Source organism: Rhodobacteraceae bacterium M382, from assembly GCA_025141015.1.
GTDB classification, from domain to species: Bacteria; Pseudomonadota; Alphaproteobacteria; order Rhodobacterales; family Rhodobacteraceae; genus Aliisedimentitalea; species Aliisedimentitalea scapharcae.
In genome coordinates this window covers 4,250,927-4,267,227 of record CP081098.1, presented here as the reverse complement: position 1 = coordinate 4,267,227, position 16,301 = coordinate 4,250,927, and the positions used below count along the sequence as shown (strand labels likewise).

The 16,301-nt window shown below is 57.3% G+C and carries 15 protein-coding genes; 5 read left to right on the top strand and 10 right to left on the bottom strand.

Annotated elements, in window-relative coordinates; translation table 11 throughout:
* Positions 1-16: 16 nt before the first annotated feature.
* Genes K3727_19765 through K3727_19750 form a run of 4 tightly spaced genes read right to left on the bottom strand, consistent with a single transcriptional unit; the run spans position 17 to position 3,768 of the window.
* Positions 17-1,222 carry an endonuclease/exonuclease/phosphatase family protein gene (locus tag K3727_19765; GenBank protein ID UWQ90953.1) on the bottom strand — a complete coding sequence of 402 codons (1,206 nt, stop codon included), beginning with the start codon at positions 1,220-1,222 and terminating at the stop codon, positions 17-19.
* 54 nt (positions 1,223-1,276) lie between these two features.
* Positions 1,277-2,254 carry a threonine/serine dehydratase gene (locus K3727_19760; GenBank protein ID UWQ90952.1) on the bottom strand — a complete coding sequence of 326 codons (978 nt, stop codon included), beginning with the start codon at positions 2,252-2,254 and terminating at the stop codon, positions 1,277-1,279.
* The gene (locus K3727_19755) at positions 2,251-3,081 is read right to left on the bottom strand and encodes an alpha/beta hydrolase (protein UWQ90951.1); all 831 of its coding nucleotides are present in this window, start codon (positions 3,079-3,081) and stop codon (positions 2,251-2,253) included. The genes K3727_19760 and K3727_19755 overlap by 4 nt, the downstream gene beginning before the upstream one ends.
* The gene (locus K3727_19750) at positions 3,082-3,768 is read right to left on the bottom strand and encodes a haloacid dehalogenase type II (protein UWQ90950.1); all 687 of its coding nucleotides are present in this window, start codon (positions 3,766-3,768) and stop codon (positions 3,082-3,084) included.
* 146 nt (positions 3,769-3,914) lie between these two features.
* Here K3727_19750 and K3727_19745 point away from each other — a divergent pair, with 146 nt between their 5' ends.
* A complete protein-coding gene (locus tag K3727_19745; protein UWQ90949.1) occupies positions 3,915-4,343 on the top strand; it encodes a peptidylprolyl isomerase in 429 nt (142 codons plus the stop codon).
* Between the two features lie 73 nt (positions 4,344-4,416).
* Here K3727_19745 and K3727_19740 read toward each other — a convergent pair whose 3' ends face one another.
* From K3727_19740 to fabB, 3 genes are all read right to left on the bottom strand, one after another.
* Positions 4,417-4,968 (bottom strand): hypothetical protein, encoded by a 552-nt coding sequence (locus K3727_19740; GenBank protein UWQ90948.1) that lies wholly within the window; start codon positions 4,966-4,968, stop codon positions 4,417-4,419.
* Between the two features lie 99 nt (positions 4,969-5,067).
* Positions 5,068-5,859: an enoyl-ACP reductase gene (locus K3727_19735; GenBank protein ID UWQ90947.1), complete on the bottom strand. Its 792-nt coding sequence runs from the start codon at positions 5,857-5,859 to the stop codon at positions 5,068-5,070.
* A 6-nt stretch (positions 5,860-5,865) separates the two neighbouring features.
* Positions 5,866-7,095 carry a beta-ketoacyl-ACP synthase I gene (gene fabB, locus K3727_19730; protein ID UWQ90946.1) on the bottom strand — a complete coding sequence of 410 codons (1,230 nt, stop codon included), beginning with the start codon at positions 7,093-7,095 and terminating at the stop codon, positions 5,866-5,868.
* 461 nt (positions 7,096-7,556) lie between these two features.
* Between fabB and K3727_19725 the strand changes: the two genes are divergently transcribed.
* Both K3727_19725 and K3727_19720 read left to right on the top strand, forming a co-directional pair.
* Positions 7,557-10,937: a hypothetical protein gene (locus K3727_19725; protein ID UWQ90945.1), complete on the top strand. Its 3,381-nt coding sequence runs from the start codon at positions 7,557-7,559 to the stop codon at positions 10,935-10,937.
* A 261-nt stretch (positions 10,938-11,198) separates the two neighbouring features.
* The gene (locus tag K3727_19720; protein ID UWQ90944.1) at positions 11,199-12,125 is read left to right on the top strand and encodes an ABC transporter ATP-binding protein; all 927 of its coding nucleotides are present in this window, start codon (positions 11,199-11,201) and stop codon (positions 12,123-12,125) included.
* 190 nt (positions 12,126-12,315) lie between these two features.
* On the opposite strand, the gene fabA is transcribed toward K3727_19720, so the two are convergent.
* Entirely contained in the window at positions 12,316-12,825 is a 510-nt protein-coding gene (gene fabA, locus K3727_19715) for a bifunctional 3-hydroxydecanoyl-ACP dehydratase/trans-2-decenoyl-ACP isomerase (protein UWQ90943.1), read from the bottom strand.
* A gap of 208 nt (positions 12,826-13,033) precedes the next feature.
* Between fabA and K3727_19710 the strand changes: the two genes are divergently transcribed.
* Positions 13,034-13,456 carry a transcriptional repressor gene (locus tag K3727_19710; GenBank protein ID UWQ90942.1) on the top strand — a complete coding sequence of 141 codons (423 nt, stop codon included), beginning with the start codon at positions 13,034-13,036 and terminating at the stop codon, positions 13,454-13,456.
* A 3-nt stretch (positions 13,457-13,459) separates the two neighbouring features.
* On the opposite strand, the gene K3727_19705 is transcribed toward K3727_19710, so the two are convergent.
* Positions 13,460-14,383: a LysR family transcriptional regulator gene (locus K3727_19705; GenBank protein UWQ90941.1), complete on the bottom strand. Its 924-nt coding sequence runs from the start codon at positions 14,381-14,383 to the stop codon at positions 13,460-13,462.
* A gap of 97 nt (positions 14,384-14,480) precedes the next feature.
* Here K3727_19705 and K3727_19700 point away from each other — a divergent pair, with 97 nt between their 5' ends.
* Positions 14,481-15,278, top strand: coding sequence for a phytanoyl-CoA dioxygenase family protein (locus K3727_19700; GenBank protein ID UWQ90940.1), 798 nt, complete (start codon positions 14,481-14,483; stop codon positions 15,276-15,278).
* A gap of 145 nt (positions 15,279-15,423) precedes the next feature.
* Here K3727_19700 and K3727_19695 read toward each other — a convergent pair whose 3' ends face one another.
* A complete protein-coding gene (locus tag K3727_19695) occupies positions 15,424-16,293 on the bottom strand; it encodes a glycosyltransferase family 2 protein (GenBank protein ID UWQ90939.1) in 870 nt (289 codons plus the stop codon).
* Positions 16,294-16,301 lie beyond the last annotated feature (8 nt).

The following is a 16,301-nucleotide window of genomic DNA, read 5'->3' as shown; positions in this document are numbered from 1 at the left end:
TAGTGAAAACTTTTGGTCACGCGGATGCGGAGACAAGTTCCATGTGGGCCATGATCTGCCCGTGGTCCGAGGCGAGTTTGTTATAGGGAGCCTCGGGGTGGCTGCCATCCGTCAAATGATCATTGAAAACGCTAAAATACTGCATTCTTCCCACCGCCTTGGGCCACGACGGATCGAAATGGCGGGACATATATATCTGATCGATGCTTTCATGTACCCCGCCAAAGGCGGTGGTGTACACGACATCCCTCAAGGATTTTCGCAAGAATATCTTTTCGGCGGACCGCAGTCTGACCCGATCAACGGCTTCGGTGATTAGCCTGTTTTCTTCGCGTGTATATCGGTCACTCGATTGCTTGGCATCGTGGCGCAGCATCCAGGAATAATTGTGAAAGGGGATCTCGCCGCTGATGATTTCGCTGCTGACTGCATGTTCTCCATCGTTGAAATCACCCAGAACCATAACGGGGTGGCCCTGGTCTATTTCTTCCAGAATAGCACGGCGCAGAACCCAAGCTTCGGCCATCCGGCGCAGTGCGGCGCGGAGGGCACCCATGGCGCGCCCAGCCGGATCATAGGCACTCAGAACGGCCTCTGGGGCGTATTCGGCACCTTTGGGCGTGATATATTCGCCCAATTTGGATTTCAGGTGGCAGTTGAAAACCGTGATCACCTGGCCACCGACCGGGATACGCACCTTGAGGATTGGGCGCGACAGGCGGTGCAGGCGAAAACACCCTGCATCCTCGTCTCCGCCAAGAGCAGCCATCGGGATGTCCAGGGGCGCATCCAGGTTCTGTATGATTTCCGGCGCGCCAACGAAACCCAGTCGTGACAAGATCGCCAATCCTGGGCGGCGTCGCCCGGGTTCACCTGTATCATGCATATTTGGCGCAAAGGCGAGCGCTGCGCTGGTATAGGGGGTGTAGGAAAGTTTGCGAAAGATTGCCTTGCGCCGATAGCGTTTGCCGGGGCCAGGAATATTTGCGGCATTTGCTTCGCGCCCGCGACGATCGGTTTCGGCAATGACCTCACGCAGCGCGTCTTCTTCGAAGATTTCTTGAAAACCGACAACATCCGCGTCCATTGTCAGCAATTGGTCCGCCATCCAGTCCAGTTTCCAGGCGTATTCCTCGGGCGTGTAAACTTGGAATTTGTAGTATTCCCGATCAGGGCCGATCAGATTTTTGACGTTGAACGAGGCGATGGTAAAGCGCGTCATGATACCCTCCGGTCGGGTTGGGGCTGCGGACAGCCAGCTTTGTTCGTCACGGTCTCAAGCATAGGTTGCCAGGGCGGCGCGAAACATTTCCGGGTCGACGTTGCCGCCGGAAATCAAGGCAACAACGGTGTCGCCCTGGATTTGGTCCTTGCGAAACAAGGCGGCGGCCAGGGCCACGGCACCGCCGGGTTCGGCCACGACCTTGAGCCGGGAAAAAGCCAGGGCCATGGCATGCATGGCTTCGTCATCGGTCACCACCAACCCGGGGCCACACAGGCGCGACATGATGGGAAAGGTCAAATCGCCCGGCTGCTGTGTCACGATGGCATCACAGATCGACCCGGATTGGGTTGGATTGGCCTGGATTTTTCCAGACGCCAGCGATCGGGTTGCGTCATCGAACCCGGCCGGTTCACAGGGGCGCGGGCGCAGGCCCGGTGCATGCCCTTCGAGCGCCAGGGCGATACCTGACGTCAACCCGCCACCACCGCAACAGACCAGAACATCCGCGGTTTCAACCCCCAATTCGGCGGCTTGGGCTGCGATCTCCAAACCGGTTGTCCCCTGACCTGCAATCACCTGCGGTTCGTCATAGGGTTTGATCAGGGTCAGACCGCGCGCGTGTGACAGTTCCTGGCCGATGGCTTCACGGCTTTCACCGCCGACACGATCATAAAGGACAACCTCGGCCCCCAGCGCACGGGTGTTGTCTATTTTCAATTGCGGAGCATCCGCCGGCATGACGATCACCGCAGGAACCCCGTGTTGGCGTGCTGCCAATGCGACACCCTGCGCGTGATTGCCGCTGGAAAAGGCGATCACGCCCCGCTGTCGCACGTCCGGTGCCAGCGCCGAAACAGCCGACCAACCACCGCGGAACTTGAACGATCCGGTATGCTGCAGGCATTCGGGTTTGATCAGCACCCGTCGTCCGGCAATGTCATCCAGAAATGGAGAGCTGAGCAGTGGCGTCCGGCGGGCGTGCCCCTTGAGACGTGAGGCGGCCGCTTCGATCATGGCGAGCGAGGTCATCGGGACATCTCCGTGATGGTATGGATAAATTCAATGGCGGGGGCCTCGTCAAGAAAAGGCACATGGCCGCGGTTGGGCACGGTGCAAACCAGCATATCCGGGTTGCGGCGTTGCATGTCTGCCAGCGTTTCTGGGCCAAGTATGTCTGAATTCGCGCCTCGGATCACCCCCAAAGGGCCAGAGGCCAGAGCGTCAAACAGCGGCCAAAGGTCCGGGGCTTCGCCAGAAGCCGCCTGATCCTGCAAGGCCTGGGCCAGCATCGGATCATAGCGCAGGGTCAGCCCGTCGTCCGTTTCCAGATACTGGATTTCAGCCTGTTGCTGCCAGCGGGACAGGGGAACGTCCGGGAACTGTGGGGTCATTGCATCCCCAAGGGCGCTGGCGGCCTGCTCCAGCGTTTTGGCGCGGGGCGGTTTGCCCACATAGGTCAGGATCCGGGCGATGCCATCTGGGCTGATTTCCGGGCCGACATCGTTCAGGATGACGCCTGACAGACGATGGGCATGGGTTGCGGCCAACACCATGGCGATCAGCCCCCCGCGTGAGGTGCCGAGAAGTGAGACCTTTTCCAATCCAAGATGATCGAGCAATTCGATCACGTCACAGGATTCCTGCACCACATTGTAGTTGGCATAGGTTGGGTCGTACGCAGATTTTCCACGTCCGCGATAATCCAGCGTGATCAACCGAAGGTCGCGGGCATGGGGGCCAAAGAAATCAAAATCGCGACCACAGCGGGTCAGGCCGGGTAGGCACAACAGGGGGTGACCGGTGCCCTGATCCGTATAGTGCAGGGACAGGCCATCGGCGGTTGGGAACCGGGGCATTCAGACTCCTGCCAGCTGTGGGATCGTGGTCAGGTCGGACAATACATGGGCTGGGGTCCAGGGCAGGCGATCCATCGGTTCTCCTGCCCGGTTGACCCAAGCTGTCGTGAACCCATAGCCGGTTGCGCATCCCGCGTCCCAGCCGTTAGAGGAGACGAACAATACCTCGTCCTTGCCACAGCTGAATCGTTGCCCGACCAGATCGTACACATTGGCATGGGGTTTGAAGATGCCAACGCTTTCGACTGACAGGACATCATCCAAAAGAGCGCCGATCTGTGCAGATTGCACGGCCCCGTTCAACATATCGGGAGACCCGTTGGACAGAATCGCGGTGTTCAGCCCCGCCTGTTTCAAAGTGGCCAGCATGGCGGGCACCTCGGGATAGGCTTGCAGCTCCCAATAAAGATCAAGCAATCGCTGGCGCAAAATCGCGTCGCCGTCCAGCCCCGTTGCCTCCAATGCCCAATCCAGCCCGTTCTGGGTCACCTCCCAGAAATTGTCATGTGCATCGGCCACGGCCCTGAGCCACGTATATTGCAGCTGTTTCAGCCGCCAATGGTTGGCCAGTGCCATCCAGCGATCTGCCAGTTGTGGAAACTTGGGGTCTTGGGCGGCCTGACGGGCGGCGGCTGCGACGTCGAACAAGGTTCCATAGGCATCAAAAATACAGGTGGTAATGGGCATGACGGGTTCTCCTTGACGCGGAGAGTGGCACAGGCCTGCAGATGGGGAAAGGGCGGTTTTGACGGAAAACCCCTGCGCGTCTTTACATTCCTGTGAGAGGCTATAGGGTTTGCCGCCTTTGAAACCCGAACAGGATCGGACCCCTCATGACAGAAGTGAAGAACGGCGACACGGTGCATATCCACTACAAGGGCACCTTGACCGATGGCAGCGTATTTGACAGCTCCGAAGGCCGCGATCCGCTGTCGTTCACTGTGGGGGCCGGTCAGGTTATTCCGGGTATGGACGCGGAAATGGCAGGCATGAAGGTTGGCGACAAAAAGACCATCAATATCGCCTGCGAGAAAGCCTATGGCCCAATCAACCCGGCCGCACGTCAGGCAATCCCGCGCGAAGGGATCCCAGACGATATTCCGTTGGAAGTCGGCACTCAGTTGCAGATGCAAACCCCCGAAGGGCAAGTTTTGCCGGTGACTGTGGTAGAAGTTGATGACGCAACGGTGACTCTGGATGCCAATCATCCGCTGGCGGGCCAAGATCTGAATTTTGACATTGAATTGGTGTCGATCGCCTGATCACAACCGGCCTGCGCCCAGAAATCCCCGCATGTGCCAGCATCTGTGCTGCCACATGTGATGCCTGGGTGTGTCAGTTGCTGACGCCTGCGCGACGTATTGGAATGCGGTTCTGGGGCATGGCGCTGACCGCTGGCCGGGCTACCGGATCCTCGTCAGAAGCAAAAAACGCCGAAAAGCCACCTTCGGAAGGATCTGTGTTTTCTTCCGTGGGCAGTTCAACATAGTCCATCGGGTCGCCATACCCCAGTGCACTGCGGGCTGATCGCGACAATGCCCCCAGAGCAGACATGAGCTTCCCCGGTGCTGCGAGTGGCGTTCCGTCGGTCGTGAATTCGGGGTTTTGTGTGTCCGGGTTGGCCTCAGAGACCGTTTCAGTGGTCAGCGTCGCGGTATCTACCTGGGTCGCGGCGGGCACGTGGTTGGTCCAGGACGACAGCTTTTGCGTTACCTGGGGTGTGCTGGCCAGGATGGCACCCATGGACAAGGCGCACCCAACAACAAGACACCAGCCTGCTACACGCAGATAGACGGGTTTACGTGTTGGTTCCCGTAAAACGGCCCCGAGCGTGATTTCGTCGGGAAGCGTGGGAACGGATGAGGCGGCAGCGGTTTCCTGTTTCATGTCGTCTGTCTAGCAACGAATCATGGCAACCAAGGGGCAATGCCATGACGGAGCCACGGCAATTGCCTTGGGTTTGAAATCTCGCCAGTTGCGAGGTGATCAGAGATGATCCGGCTGCGGCATGCCCAGAACGTGGAACCCGCCGTCGACGCGGATGATTTCACCTGTCGTACAGGCACCTGCGTCCGATGCAAGGTAAACTGCCGTACCGCCAACGGCCTCCAGCGTTGCGTTCGACCGCATGGGGGCGTTTTGGTCAGTATGTTTGAATGTCTTGCGCGCCCCACCAATTGCGGCCCCGGCCAGGGTCTTCATGGGGCCGGGCGAGATCGCGTTGACGCGAATACCTTCGGGGCCCAGGTCGTTGGCCAGATAACGGGTGGCCGATTCAAGCGCCGCTTTGGCCACGCCCATGACGTTATAGTTGGGGACGACACGGTTTGACCCCTGATAGGTGAGTGTCAGCAGGGTGCCACCGTTTTCCTGCATCAGCGGATAGGCCCGGCGCGCCACCTCTATGAAAGAGTAGGCGCTGATATCCATCGAATTCTTGAAATTCGCACGGCTGGTGTTCAGGAACCGGCCTGTCAGCTCTGTTTTGTCCGAATAGGCGACGGCATGAACCACGAAATCTATCGTTGGCCACCGCGCGCCCAATTGTTCGAATGCGGTATCCAATGATGCGTCATCGGTGACATCCACATCGACCATGAAATCCGAACCGACGCTGGCGGCCAGCGGTTCCAACCGCTTGCCAAAGGCGTCGCCCTGATAGGTAAAGGCAAGTTCGGCCCCGGCTTCGGCCATGGACTTGGCGATTCCCCATGCGATCGACCGGTCGTTGGCGACGCCCATGATCAAGCCGCGTTTGCCTTGCAAAAGTCCCGACATCAGCGCTTACCCCTTGTACTTGCTCAGGATCATCGACCCATTGGTGCCACCAAAGCCGAAACTGTTGGTCATTACGGAATCAAGACCTGCGTTTTCGACCAGTTCAGTGGCAATTTCACCCGGTTGAATACCCTCGGCGAGCGTTTCGACGTTGATCGACGGTGTTATGAAGTCATTGTCCAGCATCAGCAGGCAAAAGATTGCCTCCAGCGCACCGGCTGCTCCCTGGGCGTGGCCGGTCATGGATTTGGTCGAACTGATGGGCGGCACATACCCTTGGCCAAATACCCGGCGGCAGGCTTCGACTTCGCCGACATCGCCGACCGGGGTCGATGTGCCATGGGCATTGATATAGCTGACCTTGCGATCTTCGGGCAGGGTGGACAGGGCCAGACGCATGGCGCGTTCGCCACCTTCGCCCGACGGGGCCACCATGTCATGTCCGTCCGAAGTCGCGGCAAAACCGGTGACTTCGGCATAGATCTTGGCACCGCGCGCCAAGGCGTGATCCAGATCTTCCAGCACGACAATGCCGCCGCCGCCCGAAATCACGAACCCGTCGCGGTCTTCGTCAAAGGCACGAGAGGCTTTGTCCGGGTTGTCGTTCTGTTTCGAAGACATCGCGCCCATGGCGTCGAACAGACAGGACAGGGTCCAGTCCAGTTCCTCGCCGCCGCCGGCAAACATCACGTCCTGTTTGCCCATCATGATCTGTTCCGCAGCGTTGCCGATGCAATGCAGCGAGGTCGAACAGGCAGAGGTGATCGAATAGTTGATTCCCTTGATCTTGAACGCAGTGGCCAGATTGGCCGAAATCGTCGAGGACATGCATTTTGGCACGGCGAACGGCCCGATGCGTTTGGTCGCGCCGGTTTTGGCCACCACCTGATGCGCGGCCAGCATGGCGCTGGTCGATGGCCCGCCGGATCCGGCCACCAGGCCGGTGCGGGTGTTGACCACATCGTCTTCGCCCAGACCCGCGTCTGCAATCGCCTGAGACATCGCAATATGAGCATAGGCAGCACCGGGTCCCATGAACCGCAGGGTGCGTTTGTCCACCAGTTCCTTGATGTCGAGCTTGAGCGTACCAGCAACCTGGCTGCGGAACCCGTGTTCCACCATTTCAGGACTGGCAACGATGCCCGATTTTCCGGCTTTCAAGGAGGTGATGACCTCCTGAGCATTGTTCCCGATCGACGAGACGATCCCCAGCCCGGTGACGACGACACGACGCATACGTGCACTCCCTTGTTTGCTTAAGCCTTAGTAGGCTTTGAGGGGGAGAGGTGCAAGATGGGTTGGGGCAGAGCCCAGTCGGCGTTTCCAATCGCGCGGCGGGACGCGGGTGCCAAACGAGTTGAAACAACAGGGGTGTCCATCTTCAGGGCCACATCCTGTTTCCTGTTACAGAACCGGATAGGGCAATTGTTTACGAACAATTTCTAGACAAGTTTCCGTGCAGGGGTTTAGCCTGCACACGATAGAATAAAGTTATTTACGAGATTGGTGAATTCATGGCTCAGTCGATTTTTTTGGAAGACCGTTATCTTGAAAAAACCCTCACACTGACACCGAATGACGGGTCAGGATCTGTCTGGCAGATTTTGCCGAATGGCGGTCTTGGCGTGATAACTCAAAGCACGACCGAGGCAATTCGAACTCTCACGTATTCTGTGTTCGATGCTTCGGGAGAAATCGTGGGATCCCCAATTGTTCTCGCCTCGGTGCCAAAGGACAGTGGGTATTTGAGAGGCGATTTTGTTGTTGGGTCTACTGGTGACGTTTCCATCCAATATAGCGTGGTTACAGGCACGTCCTATTTCCACTCTCACAAGGTGCCTGCCGGGGATCGTGTGGAAACGGAACTTCGCCACGTCAGGCTGACCGAAGACGGTGCTTTGGATGGAACACAAAGTCTTGCCAGCTGGTCCGGGTACATTCCGGAACTCCGCCTTACGGCGTTGAATGATGGTGGTCTGGCGCTTGTGTATTCGGGCGAACCAAAGGACTGGATCGCGCCCGCCTCGCCCGGGGGGTATACTGCGGCGTCCATACCCGATCCGGACAGTCTGTTGCAAAGATTTGACGCTGATGGCAACCCGGTTGGTTCACCATCTGTTTGGACCAACCCGGGCGCTGCAGTCCTGGATCGTGACATTGGGCTGGGCCGTGGTGGCGTCGAAGTGTCGGAAGTTTTGAGCATCTTTGAACGCCCGGATGGCACTGCGCTTGTGATCGTGGCAGAGCCGTTTGGTGCCGAATCCCGTTCCTACGGTCTCGAACCGCCTGCCCACATTTACAGCTATATTCTGCAGGCTGACGGCACATTGGGCGCGCGTCAAACGTTGTTCGATAACCCGCTGTCTGACCCAAATCCGTCTTCTGTTTGGGACCAGGACGGTGAAATCCAACAGTGGCAGATTGTGACGCTTGGGGATGGAACGTCCGCGTTTCTGAGCGTGCGCGGCTTTGTCGTTGGTGAAACCCCAGACGGGTCATTGGATTATCATGCTTCGATCATGATGCAAGGGATCGACGCAAACGGTGCTTTGACAGGCGAAGCACGCGAGTTGGTGCGGTTCGACGCGTCCTATGCCAGCTTTGTCCAGCTTTTGGATGTGGAGCTGAATGCGGATGGGGCTTTGGTTCTGGTAACGTCTTCGGTTAGGTCGGGCTTCGACAAACACATTGTGCCGGATGACGGGACAGAGGTTGTCAGCATCAATTTGGTCGACAAGGCAGAGGATCCTCTGGCTGGTCTGTTTTATGAACGAACCGCGATCGCGGAAATTCGCCCCGACGGTGGTGTCGTATTGCTCAGAGGCGGGCAGCTTGCGGATACCGGCGGGCCCCAAGAAGACGTGATTTATCTGTCAACCTATGCCGCTGACGGACAAAGCGAAGGACCGGGAATTCGCCTTGGAGACAAAAGAAACATCGACTGGCGAGAACTGAACGTCACGGCGGATGGTTTGATTACTGCGGTTTGGGATAATGCAGGCGAACCTGGTGATCCCTATGTCGGACGATTGATTGACGGGGCAGCATTTCACGTTCTGTCGCCGCGTATTCTGACAGACGATGCCGATTTGGAAACACTGGACAGCCCTGGATTTGTTGATGGGGCCGCCGGTGACGATACATTGACTGGCAGTGACGGGGATGATCGCCTGATCGGTGGCACCGGCAACGACATGCTGAGCGGCGGGCTGGGTCATGATCTGTTTCTTGCCGGTGCAGGCGACGATACGATTCACGGCTCCGATGGCACGGATGTCGCCTTTTGGGCTGGAAACTGGGAGGATTATACCGCCGTTTTGGTCGCGGAGACGGAGGTTCCCGAGCACCTTCGGGATATGGGGCCAGTGTATGCTATCACGGGGCGCAACAGCCGCACCGGGGATGGGCAGGATTTGATCCTTGGGATCGAAGAGCTTGTTTTTGATAACCGTCGGATGACACTTGACGAACTGGTCACGGAAACTCTGCGCGAGACAGGTGCCTTTGACGATGTGATCGAGGGTGTACCCGGAGAGAATGAGACACTTGACGGGGGCATCGGGAACGACACGCTGCGCGGCCTGGATGGTGACGACTCTCTTGTCGGGGGCGAGGATATCGATTTGCTGGAGGGCGGATCCGGCGACGATACGCTAGTTGGCGGTGACGGGGTCGATGTTCTGGATGGAGGAGAAGGCACCGATACAGCCGTCTTTTCCGGGAACTGGCGGGACTATGACTTTGCGTTGACGGGAATACCGGAGCGGTTTTCGTCGATACCCGAGATTCCAATGTCTTTGGAGCGGGAGGGGCAGGCCATTGTTGTGACCGCGCGTGACGATGCGCTGGGTGATGATCAGACAGATTTCCTCTATAATATAGAAGACTTGGTTTTCGCGGATCGCAGCGATAGCGCTTATCAGATCTTGCTCGAAGCGGGGACGTTCAACCTTTACCTGAATGGCACACCAGGTGCTGATACTATTACCGGTGGCATCGGGAATGACCAGATCGACGGAGACGCAGGCAATGACCTGATTTTTGGCGGCCCGGGCAACGACTACCTGAATGGGTCCTTCAGCGATGATTCCATCGAAGGCGGCCGGGGCAACGACACGCTGGAAGGTGATTTTGGAAACGACACGTTGGATGGTGGGCCCGGAGACGACGAATTGCAATCTGGAGGCGGAGAAGGAGACGTTCTGCGTGGGGGGGATGGCAACGACTCTCTGAACGGATGGTACGGCCCGACCACCCAGGAAGGCGGCGCGGGTGACGACCGGCTGTGGGGTGGGAATGCGGATGACGTTTTGTATGGTCAAAGCGGGGTCGATACCATCGACGGGAACGAAGGAAATGACTTCGCGGATGGTGGCGACGGGGACGATTACGTTCGTGGCCAGGAGGGCAGTGACTATTTGTTCGGGCGCGCAGGAAACGACACGATCAATGGTGGGCAGGGCTCTGACACGATCAATGGGGGTGTGGGCGATGATCTGATCATCGGCGGAAGCGACATGGCCGAATTTGATCTGGCAGACATGATTCTGGCGGGTGACGGTGATGATCATGTGCTTGCAGGCGCAGGAAATGATCATGTGTTTGGCCAGGATGGCAATGACCGTATTCTGGGTGGTCTGGGTGCGGACACATTGGTTGGTCAGCAGGGCAATGACACGCTCAGCGGAGGGGCGCTTTCGGATCAGGTGTTTGGCGGCGATGGAGATGACTATTTGAATGGCGGCTTTGGGCATGATCGGCTCAACGGCGGAAGCGGTGCGGATCGTTTCTTTCATGTCGGAGTTCCGGGACATGGGTCCGACTGGATTCAGGACTATTCATCTGATGATGGGGATATTCTGCTCTGGGGTGGCGGGGCCGCGGCCCGAGGCGATTTTCAGGTCAATTTTGCGCACACCGCCAATGGTGTTGGTGAACGCGCGGGCGAGGACTTGCAACAGGAGGCCTTTGTGATCTACAGGCCCACCGGTCAAATCATCTGGGCGCTGGTTGATGGTCAGGGCCAGGACGAAATCAATCTCCGGATCGCAGGCGAAACCTTTGACCTGTTGGTCTGACCCGGCCACGGATTACAGGCTGTAACACCAGGCGTTGCCAGTCAGCGGCGGCGTTCTGGGTTCGGAGACCTGGTACATGGGTAGGGGCGGTGCCAGAACGGTTGCCCAAGAGCGGTTGCCCAAGAGCGATTGCCTGTGGCTTTCGCGGGTTTAGCCGCGGTACTTGTGAGTTCATGAAAGTGGCCCGTTGATCCCGGCCCTGTATTTTTTAATAGTCGTGGGCGTCCATCAGGTGTCAATGTTGTCGCGCAAGGGGGCCAAATGCTTCAACTCTATCGTGCGATCTGGCGGGTCAGCGGACGGCGCCAGATCATTCTTATCCTGCTATCGCTCGCCATTGCGGGTCTCGCGGCAGCACCCCTGCATTTCCAAAAAGAGATCGTGAACCTGCTGACAAAGGGATCTTACGGGGTGTCGCAGCTTTTTACGCTTGGCGCAGGGATGATGGGGGTTGTCTTGCTCAGTCTGGGGTTCAAATGGCTGATGGGGTATCGCTCTCAAATCCTGGGTGAAGATGTTATCCGGTTGATCCGGAAACGTTTATTGGAAGACTCTGCTGGCGGAGGGCGCGATCGGGTAAAAATTCCGACCGGTACGCTGTCAACGGCCATTTCGGCCGAGGCCGAAGAGCTGGGCAAGTTCACAGGTAGCGCTTTTTCCGAACCTGTGATGCAAATCGGAACATTGATCAGTGTGGTTGGCTTTGTGGCATCCACTCAACCCGGTCTCGGGATCATAGCTCTTTCGATCATTGCCCCTCAGGTGCTGATCGTATTGTTGACGCAGCGCAAAGTGAACGTGCTGCTGGCCGAGCGTATCCGGGTTTTACGGCGCGCAACGGACCAGATAACCGCCACCGAGCTTGACGCCATTGTCCAAACGGTTTTTCAGGAATTCGACCGCATCTATCAGGTCAGGCAATCAATGTTCCAATGGAAGCTGTCGACCAAGTTCCTGTTGAGCGCAATCAATGGTGCTGGAACGGTTGCTGTATTCATGATTGGCGGTGTGCTTGTTCTGGAGGGTCGTACGGACGTTGGAACCGTTGTTGCTGCAACGATGGGGCTGAGCAGGCTGAATGGGCCAACAGCGTTCTTGATTTCATTCTACCGTCAGGTCAGCGCAAACCGTGTAAAATTTGAACTGTTGCGTGGCTTGATAAACCAAAATGAATCTGAACGCGCCTGAGGCGGGTTTGGGCGTCTGGAAACCACTCCAGTTCGACGTCGTTTGGTCCGGTGTCGCGGCCTGATCAGCGTGAGTGGCCCTGGGTGGCCTGAACGCATGGCAATTGCCCGTTTTGTATTGGGCCAGGCAGCGGACAATCAAAAAAGAGGCCCGAGGGCCTCTTTCACTATCCTGGTCAGTGTTGTTCTGATCAGCTTTCGCTCAATGCGACTTTCATGTCCTTGACCTGATAGATCACTTCACCGTCGGCCTCGACGATACCATCAGCGACACCCATTGTCAGGCGACGGGTCTGGATCGCTTTGGTAAAGTCGATCTTGTAGGTCAGCATCTTGCGGTCAGGGCGGACCATGCCGGTCAGTTTGACTTCGCCCACACCCAGCGCGTAACCACGGCCCAACCAGCCACGCCAACCCAGGTTGAACCCGGTCAGCTGCCACAAACCGTCCAGTCCCAGACAGCCGGGCATGATCGGATTGCCAGGGAAATGGCACTCGAAAAACCACAGATCCGGGTTGATGTCGAATTCGGCGACGATATGACCTTTGCCATGGGCACCGCCATCGGCGCTCACCTCGGTGATCCGGTCCATCATCAGCATGGGCGGTGCGGGCAGCTGAGCGTTGCCTGGGCCGAACAAGTCGCCACGGGCACATTTCAGCAGGTCGTCCTTGTCAAAGCTGGTGGGGTATTGGGACATGCTGATCCGTCTCCTGGGTAGGGTCTTTGCGTTTCTGATCTCGCGCACGAGTATCCTGACCCCTCTAGCATTGGGCCAAAGGGTCCCGCAAGTGTGCGAAAGCGCCCCGTTTCAAGGTAAATCGTCACTGTTGCGAATGAAATTCATTTGAATTCCAACTCGCACTGGCCCTATATATACGATCAATAGCATCAAAGCAGGTCCGTCCATGACGCCGAACAGTTTGGAAATTGTAACCGATTGGCTGGTTACAGCCGGGTTGCGTCCGACCCGGCAGCGGGTGGCGTTGGCCGAATTGTTGGTCGGGGACGGCAAACACCGTCATGTCACTGCAGAAAGTCTGTTTGACGCTGCCAAAGATACCGGAGCGGCGGTGTCGTTGGCGACGGTCTATAATACGCTGCGGGCCTTTTGCGATGCTGGGGTGCTGCAGGAAATCACGGTGGACGGCTCCAAAAGCTACTTTGACACCAACACCCACGACCATCCGCATTTCTTCTGGGAAGATGAGGGCCGTTTGACCGACGCCCCGTCGGATCAACTGGTAATCCAAAGGGTTCCGGACGCGCCTGAGGGTGTCGAAATCGCGTCAGTCGACGTTGTAATCCGATTGCGCAAAATCAACCGCTGACATTCATGATTGTATCGGCTGTGATGCCGTGTGCTGATGGCTCAGCTGTGCTGCGAGAGCCGTTTGTGCGGTGTTGACCGTTTCGCCAAGCCGGGTTTGGATGTGGCTGACTAGGACAATTGGCTCTTGGGCCGATGGATTGCTGATTGGGATGGTGACCAGCGGTTTGCCATCATAGCTGATCACTCCAGGCGGCTGGCTATAGCTGATGCCGACACCTTCGTTATTTGCGGCCAGGCTGCGCAACAATTCCAGCGATGATGCCCGATGTGCTACTTTGGGCAATAGGTCGTGGGTTTTGAACAAGCCGAGCATGTGTTGGATCGACAGGCCTTCCTGTGAGAGCACCAATGGGTGGAGGCTCAGTTCGTGCAGGGTAACGCTGCCTTGCGCGGCCAGAGGGTGCAACGGAGACATCAGGGCATGCGGAGCGACTCTGTCCAGTTCGATCCGGTGAAATCCGGCATCCAGCCCCAGATCATAGGTGATGGCCAGATCGATATCGCCTTTGAGCAAGGCCGTGATCATGGAGTCAAACGGATCTGCCCGGTAGCTGATCGAAACATCCGGCAAAGCGAGGCGCAGGATTTGCAGGGCTGGAGCCAATAGAAACGGTGCCAGATCGGCAAAACATCCCACCGCCAGCCGCTGAAGTCCCGGGGGTGCCGTCGCTGCATTCTCCAATTGTGCTGCCTGATCCAGAACAGCCTGGGCACGGGCGGCAAAGCTGCGCCCCTGAGGGGTCAGGATCAACGCTGCGCCGCGTCGGCGCAGAAACAAGGGATATCCCAGATGTTCCTCGACTTTGGTCAATGCGTTGGACAGCGCCGGTTGACTGACATGTACGGCCTGCGCCGCGGCCGACAGGCTGCCATGATGGGCGACGGCGGTGACATATTCATAGTGGCGCAGGGTTAGGTATAACATGAGATTAAGACTACCTTTGCGAGATATGATTTGAAAGGCACAAAGGCAGTCGGATAAAGATTGTAAAACATGCATCTTTTCAGCAAAGGCAAAACAAATGGTCCATTCACTGATTTCCAAAGCTGACGTCGAACAGTTTCAGCGCGATGGGGTTGTGCTGATCCGAGGATTGTTTGCAGATCAGGTCGATCTGCTGCGCCAGGGTGTAGCCGAGAACATGGCAAACCCGGGGCCCTTTGCCTCGAACAACAAAAAGGATGGTCAGACGGGGCTGTTCTTTGATGACTATTGCAATTGGGAGCGGATCCCGGCGCTGAAGCAGGCGATCCTGGACTCTCCTGTGGCGGATGTTGCGGCCGATCTGATGCAGTCCAAACGCGTTCAGATGTTCCATGATCATGTATTGGTCAAAGAGCCCGGCACGTCTATGCCGACTCCCTGGCACCAGGACGGACCGTATTATTTTGTCGAAGGTCAGCAGACTGTCAGCTTCTGGTCGCCGCTGGATCCGGTAAAGGAAGCGACCCTGCGCTGTGTCGCCGGGTCACATCGCTGGGAAAAGGAAGTGTTGCCAACCCGTTGGGTGTCCGAAGAAGGGTTCTTTGCCGACGAAGGTCAATACATGCCGATCCCGGATCCAGACGCCGAAGATATGACCGTTCTCGAGTACGAGATGCAGCCCGGGGACGCTGTGGCCTTTAACTACAAGATTCTGCATGGTGCCCGCGGCAACACCAGCGATCAGCGACGGCGTGCGTTTTCGTTGCGTCTTGTTGGCGACGATGCGCGGTATATCGAACGCCCGGGCCGGACGTCTCCGCCCTATCCGGGACATGACATGATCCCGGGGCAGATATTGCGTCAGGATTGGTTTCCCTTTCTGTTGGAACGCTGATCGACGGTCATTGCCAGGGACGCGCGGTGCGTGTTCTTTGGTGGGGAAATAGTACGTGTGGACCGGGGGCTGTGTCCCTGGTTCCGCAACCGAATTCCCTGTGGTCTTTTGGGCCACAGGGCAGGGCCAACCTAGGGAGCGGTGCCTAGAACCACTGGCCCGGTTCCATAAGCCCAAGGTCCAGCAGTTGGCGCGAATGCCATTCAAACGCTGTCGAGTTGTAGCTGCGAAATGTATTGATGTCGAAGGCAGAGCCTGGATTGCGTTTGAGCGCCTTGGCGGTGCGGAACGAACAGATGGCCGCGGTCAGGTTGTGGTGCCACGGACAGGCGTAGGTATTGTACTCTTGGTCGTTAAAGGTGTGGTCAGGATTGAGGATCAACCCTGGTTTCGCCTGAAAGAACGAAATTCTATCGATCTTGCGGCTGTTTTTGGGAATGTGTTCTTCGTACCGCCAGCGCAATCCGCCAAAGAAATCCAATTGTCGCTCTCGTGGATGGTTGGTGACCGGGTCCTTGCGGGATTGGGCATAATACCCGGATTTGTCCAGGCTGGCCTTGTCCAGCGAGACCGCATTGGGGTGTGATGAGAGGTCATTGGCGTAAAGGTCGATGACATAGGTCAGCATCGCATTGCGTCGCTCTTCGGTGTGAAAAGCCAGCATTTCCGCAACGCTTCGGGTTTCGCAGAACGGGTAGAACAGGAACTCTGCGTTATAGCAGTAATACAGCCAGGTCCCGGGTTTTGACCGGGCAATCAGCCTGTTAATGGCATCAAACACGGCCGTGCGCGGGCCGCAGTCAAAGGGAATACGATGCACTTTGGCCGCAACATCAGCGGGCAGATCGAACGCATCCGGAATAAAAACCAAAATAGTGTCAAAGCCGCTTTGCATATGGTGGCGCAGGGTTGTCGCAATTTCGATATCGTCTTCGACAAAGATCATGGCAATCGGGCCCTTGACCAGGATGTCGGCCCCATGTCTGAGGAATGCGTCCAGTGAAGAATGGTCCATGTGCGCCT

Excerpts from the sequence above, each read along its gene's own strand:
- K3727_19765 (UWQ90953.1), bottom strand. The coding sequence starts at position 1,222 with ATGACGCGCTTTACCATCGCCTCGTTCAACGTCAAAAATCTGATCGGC.
- K3727_19760 (UWQ90952.1), bottom strand. The coding sequence starts at position 2,254 with ATGACCTCGCTCGCCATGATCGAAGCGGCCGCCTCACGTCTCAAGGGG.
- K3727_19755 (UWQ90951.1), bottom strand. The coding sequence starts at position 3,081 with ATGCCCCGGTTCCCAACCGCCGATGGCCTGTCCCTGCACTATACGGAT.
- K3727_19750 (UWQ90950.1), bottom strand. The coding sequence starts at position 3,768 with ATGCCCATTACCACCTGTATTTTTGATGCCTATGGAACCTTGTTCGAC.
- K3727_19745 (UWQ90949.1), top strand. The coding sequence starts at position 3,915 with ATGACAGAAGTGAAGAACGGCGACACGGTGCATATCCACTACAAGGGC.
- K3727_19740 (UWQ90948.1), bottom strand. The coding sequence starts at position 4,968 with ATGAAACAGGAAACCGCTGCCGCCTCATCCGTTCCCACGCTTCCCGAC.
- K3727_19735 (UWQ90947.1), bottom strand. The coding sequence starts at position 5,859 with ATGTCGGGACTTTTGCAAGGCAAACGCGGCTTGATCATGGGCGTCGCC.
- fabB (UWQ90946.1), bottom strand. The coding sequence starts at position 7,095 with ATGCGTCGTGTCGTCGTCACCGGGCTGGGGATCGTCTCGTCGATCGGG.
- K3727_19720 (UWQ90944.1), top strand. The coding sequence starts at position 11,199 with ATGCTTCAACTCTATCGTGCGATCTGGCGGGTCAGCGGACGGCGCCAG.
- fabA (UWQ90943.1), bottom strand. The coding sequence starts at position 12,825 with ATGTCCCAATACCCCACCAGCTTTGACAAGGACGACCTGCTGAAATGT.
- K3727_19710 (UWQ90942.1), top strand. The coding sequence starts at position 13,034 with ATGACGCCGAACAGTTTGGAAATTGTAACCGATTGGCTGGTTACAGCC.
- K3727_19705 (UWQ90941.1), bottom strand. The coding sequence starts at position 14,383 with ATGTTATACCTAACCCTGCGCCACTATGAATATGTCACCGCCGTCGCC.
- K3727_19700 (UWQ90940.1), top strand. The coding sequence starts at position 14,481 with ATGGTCCATTCACTGATTTCCAAAGCTGACGTCGAACAGTTTCAGCGC.
- K3727_19695 (UWQ90939.1), bottom strand. The coding sequence starts at position 16,293 with ATGGACCATTCTTCACTGGACGCATTCCTCAGACATGGGGCCGACATC.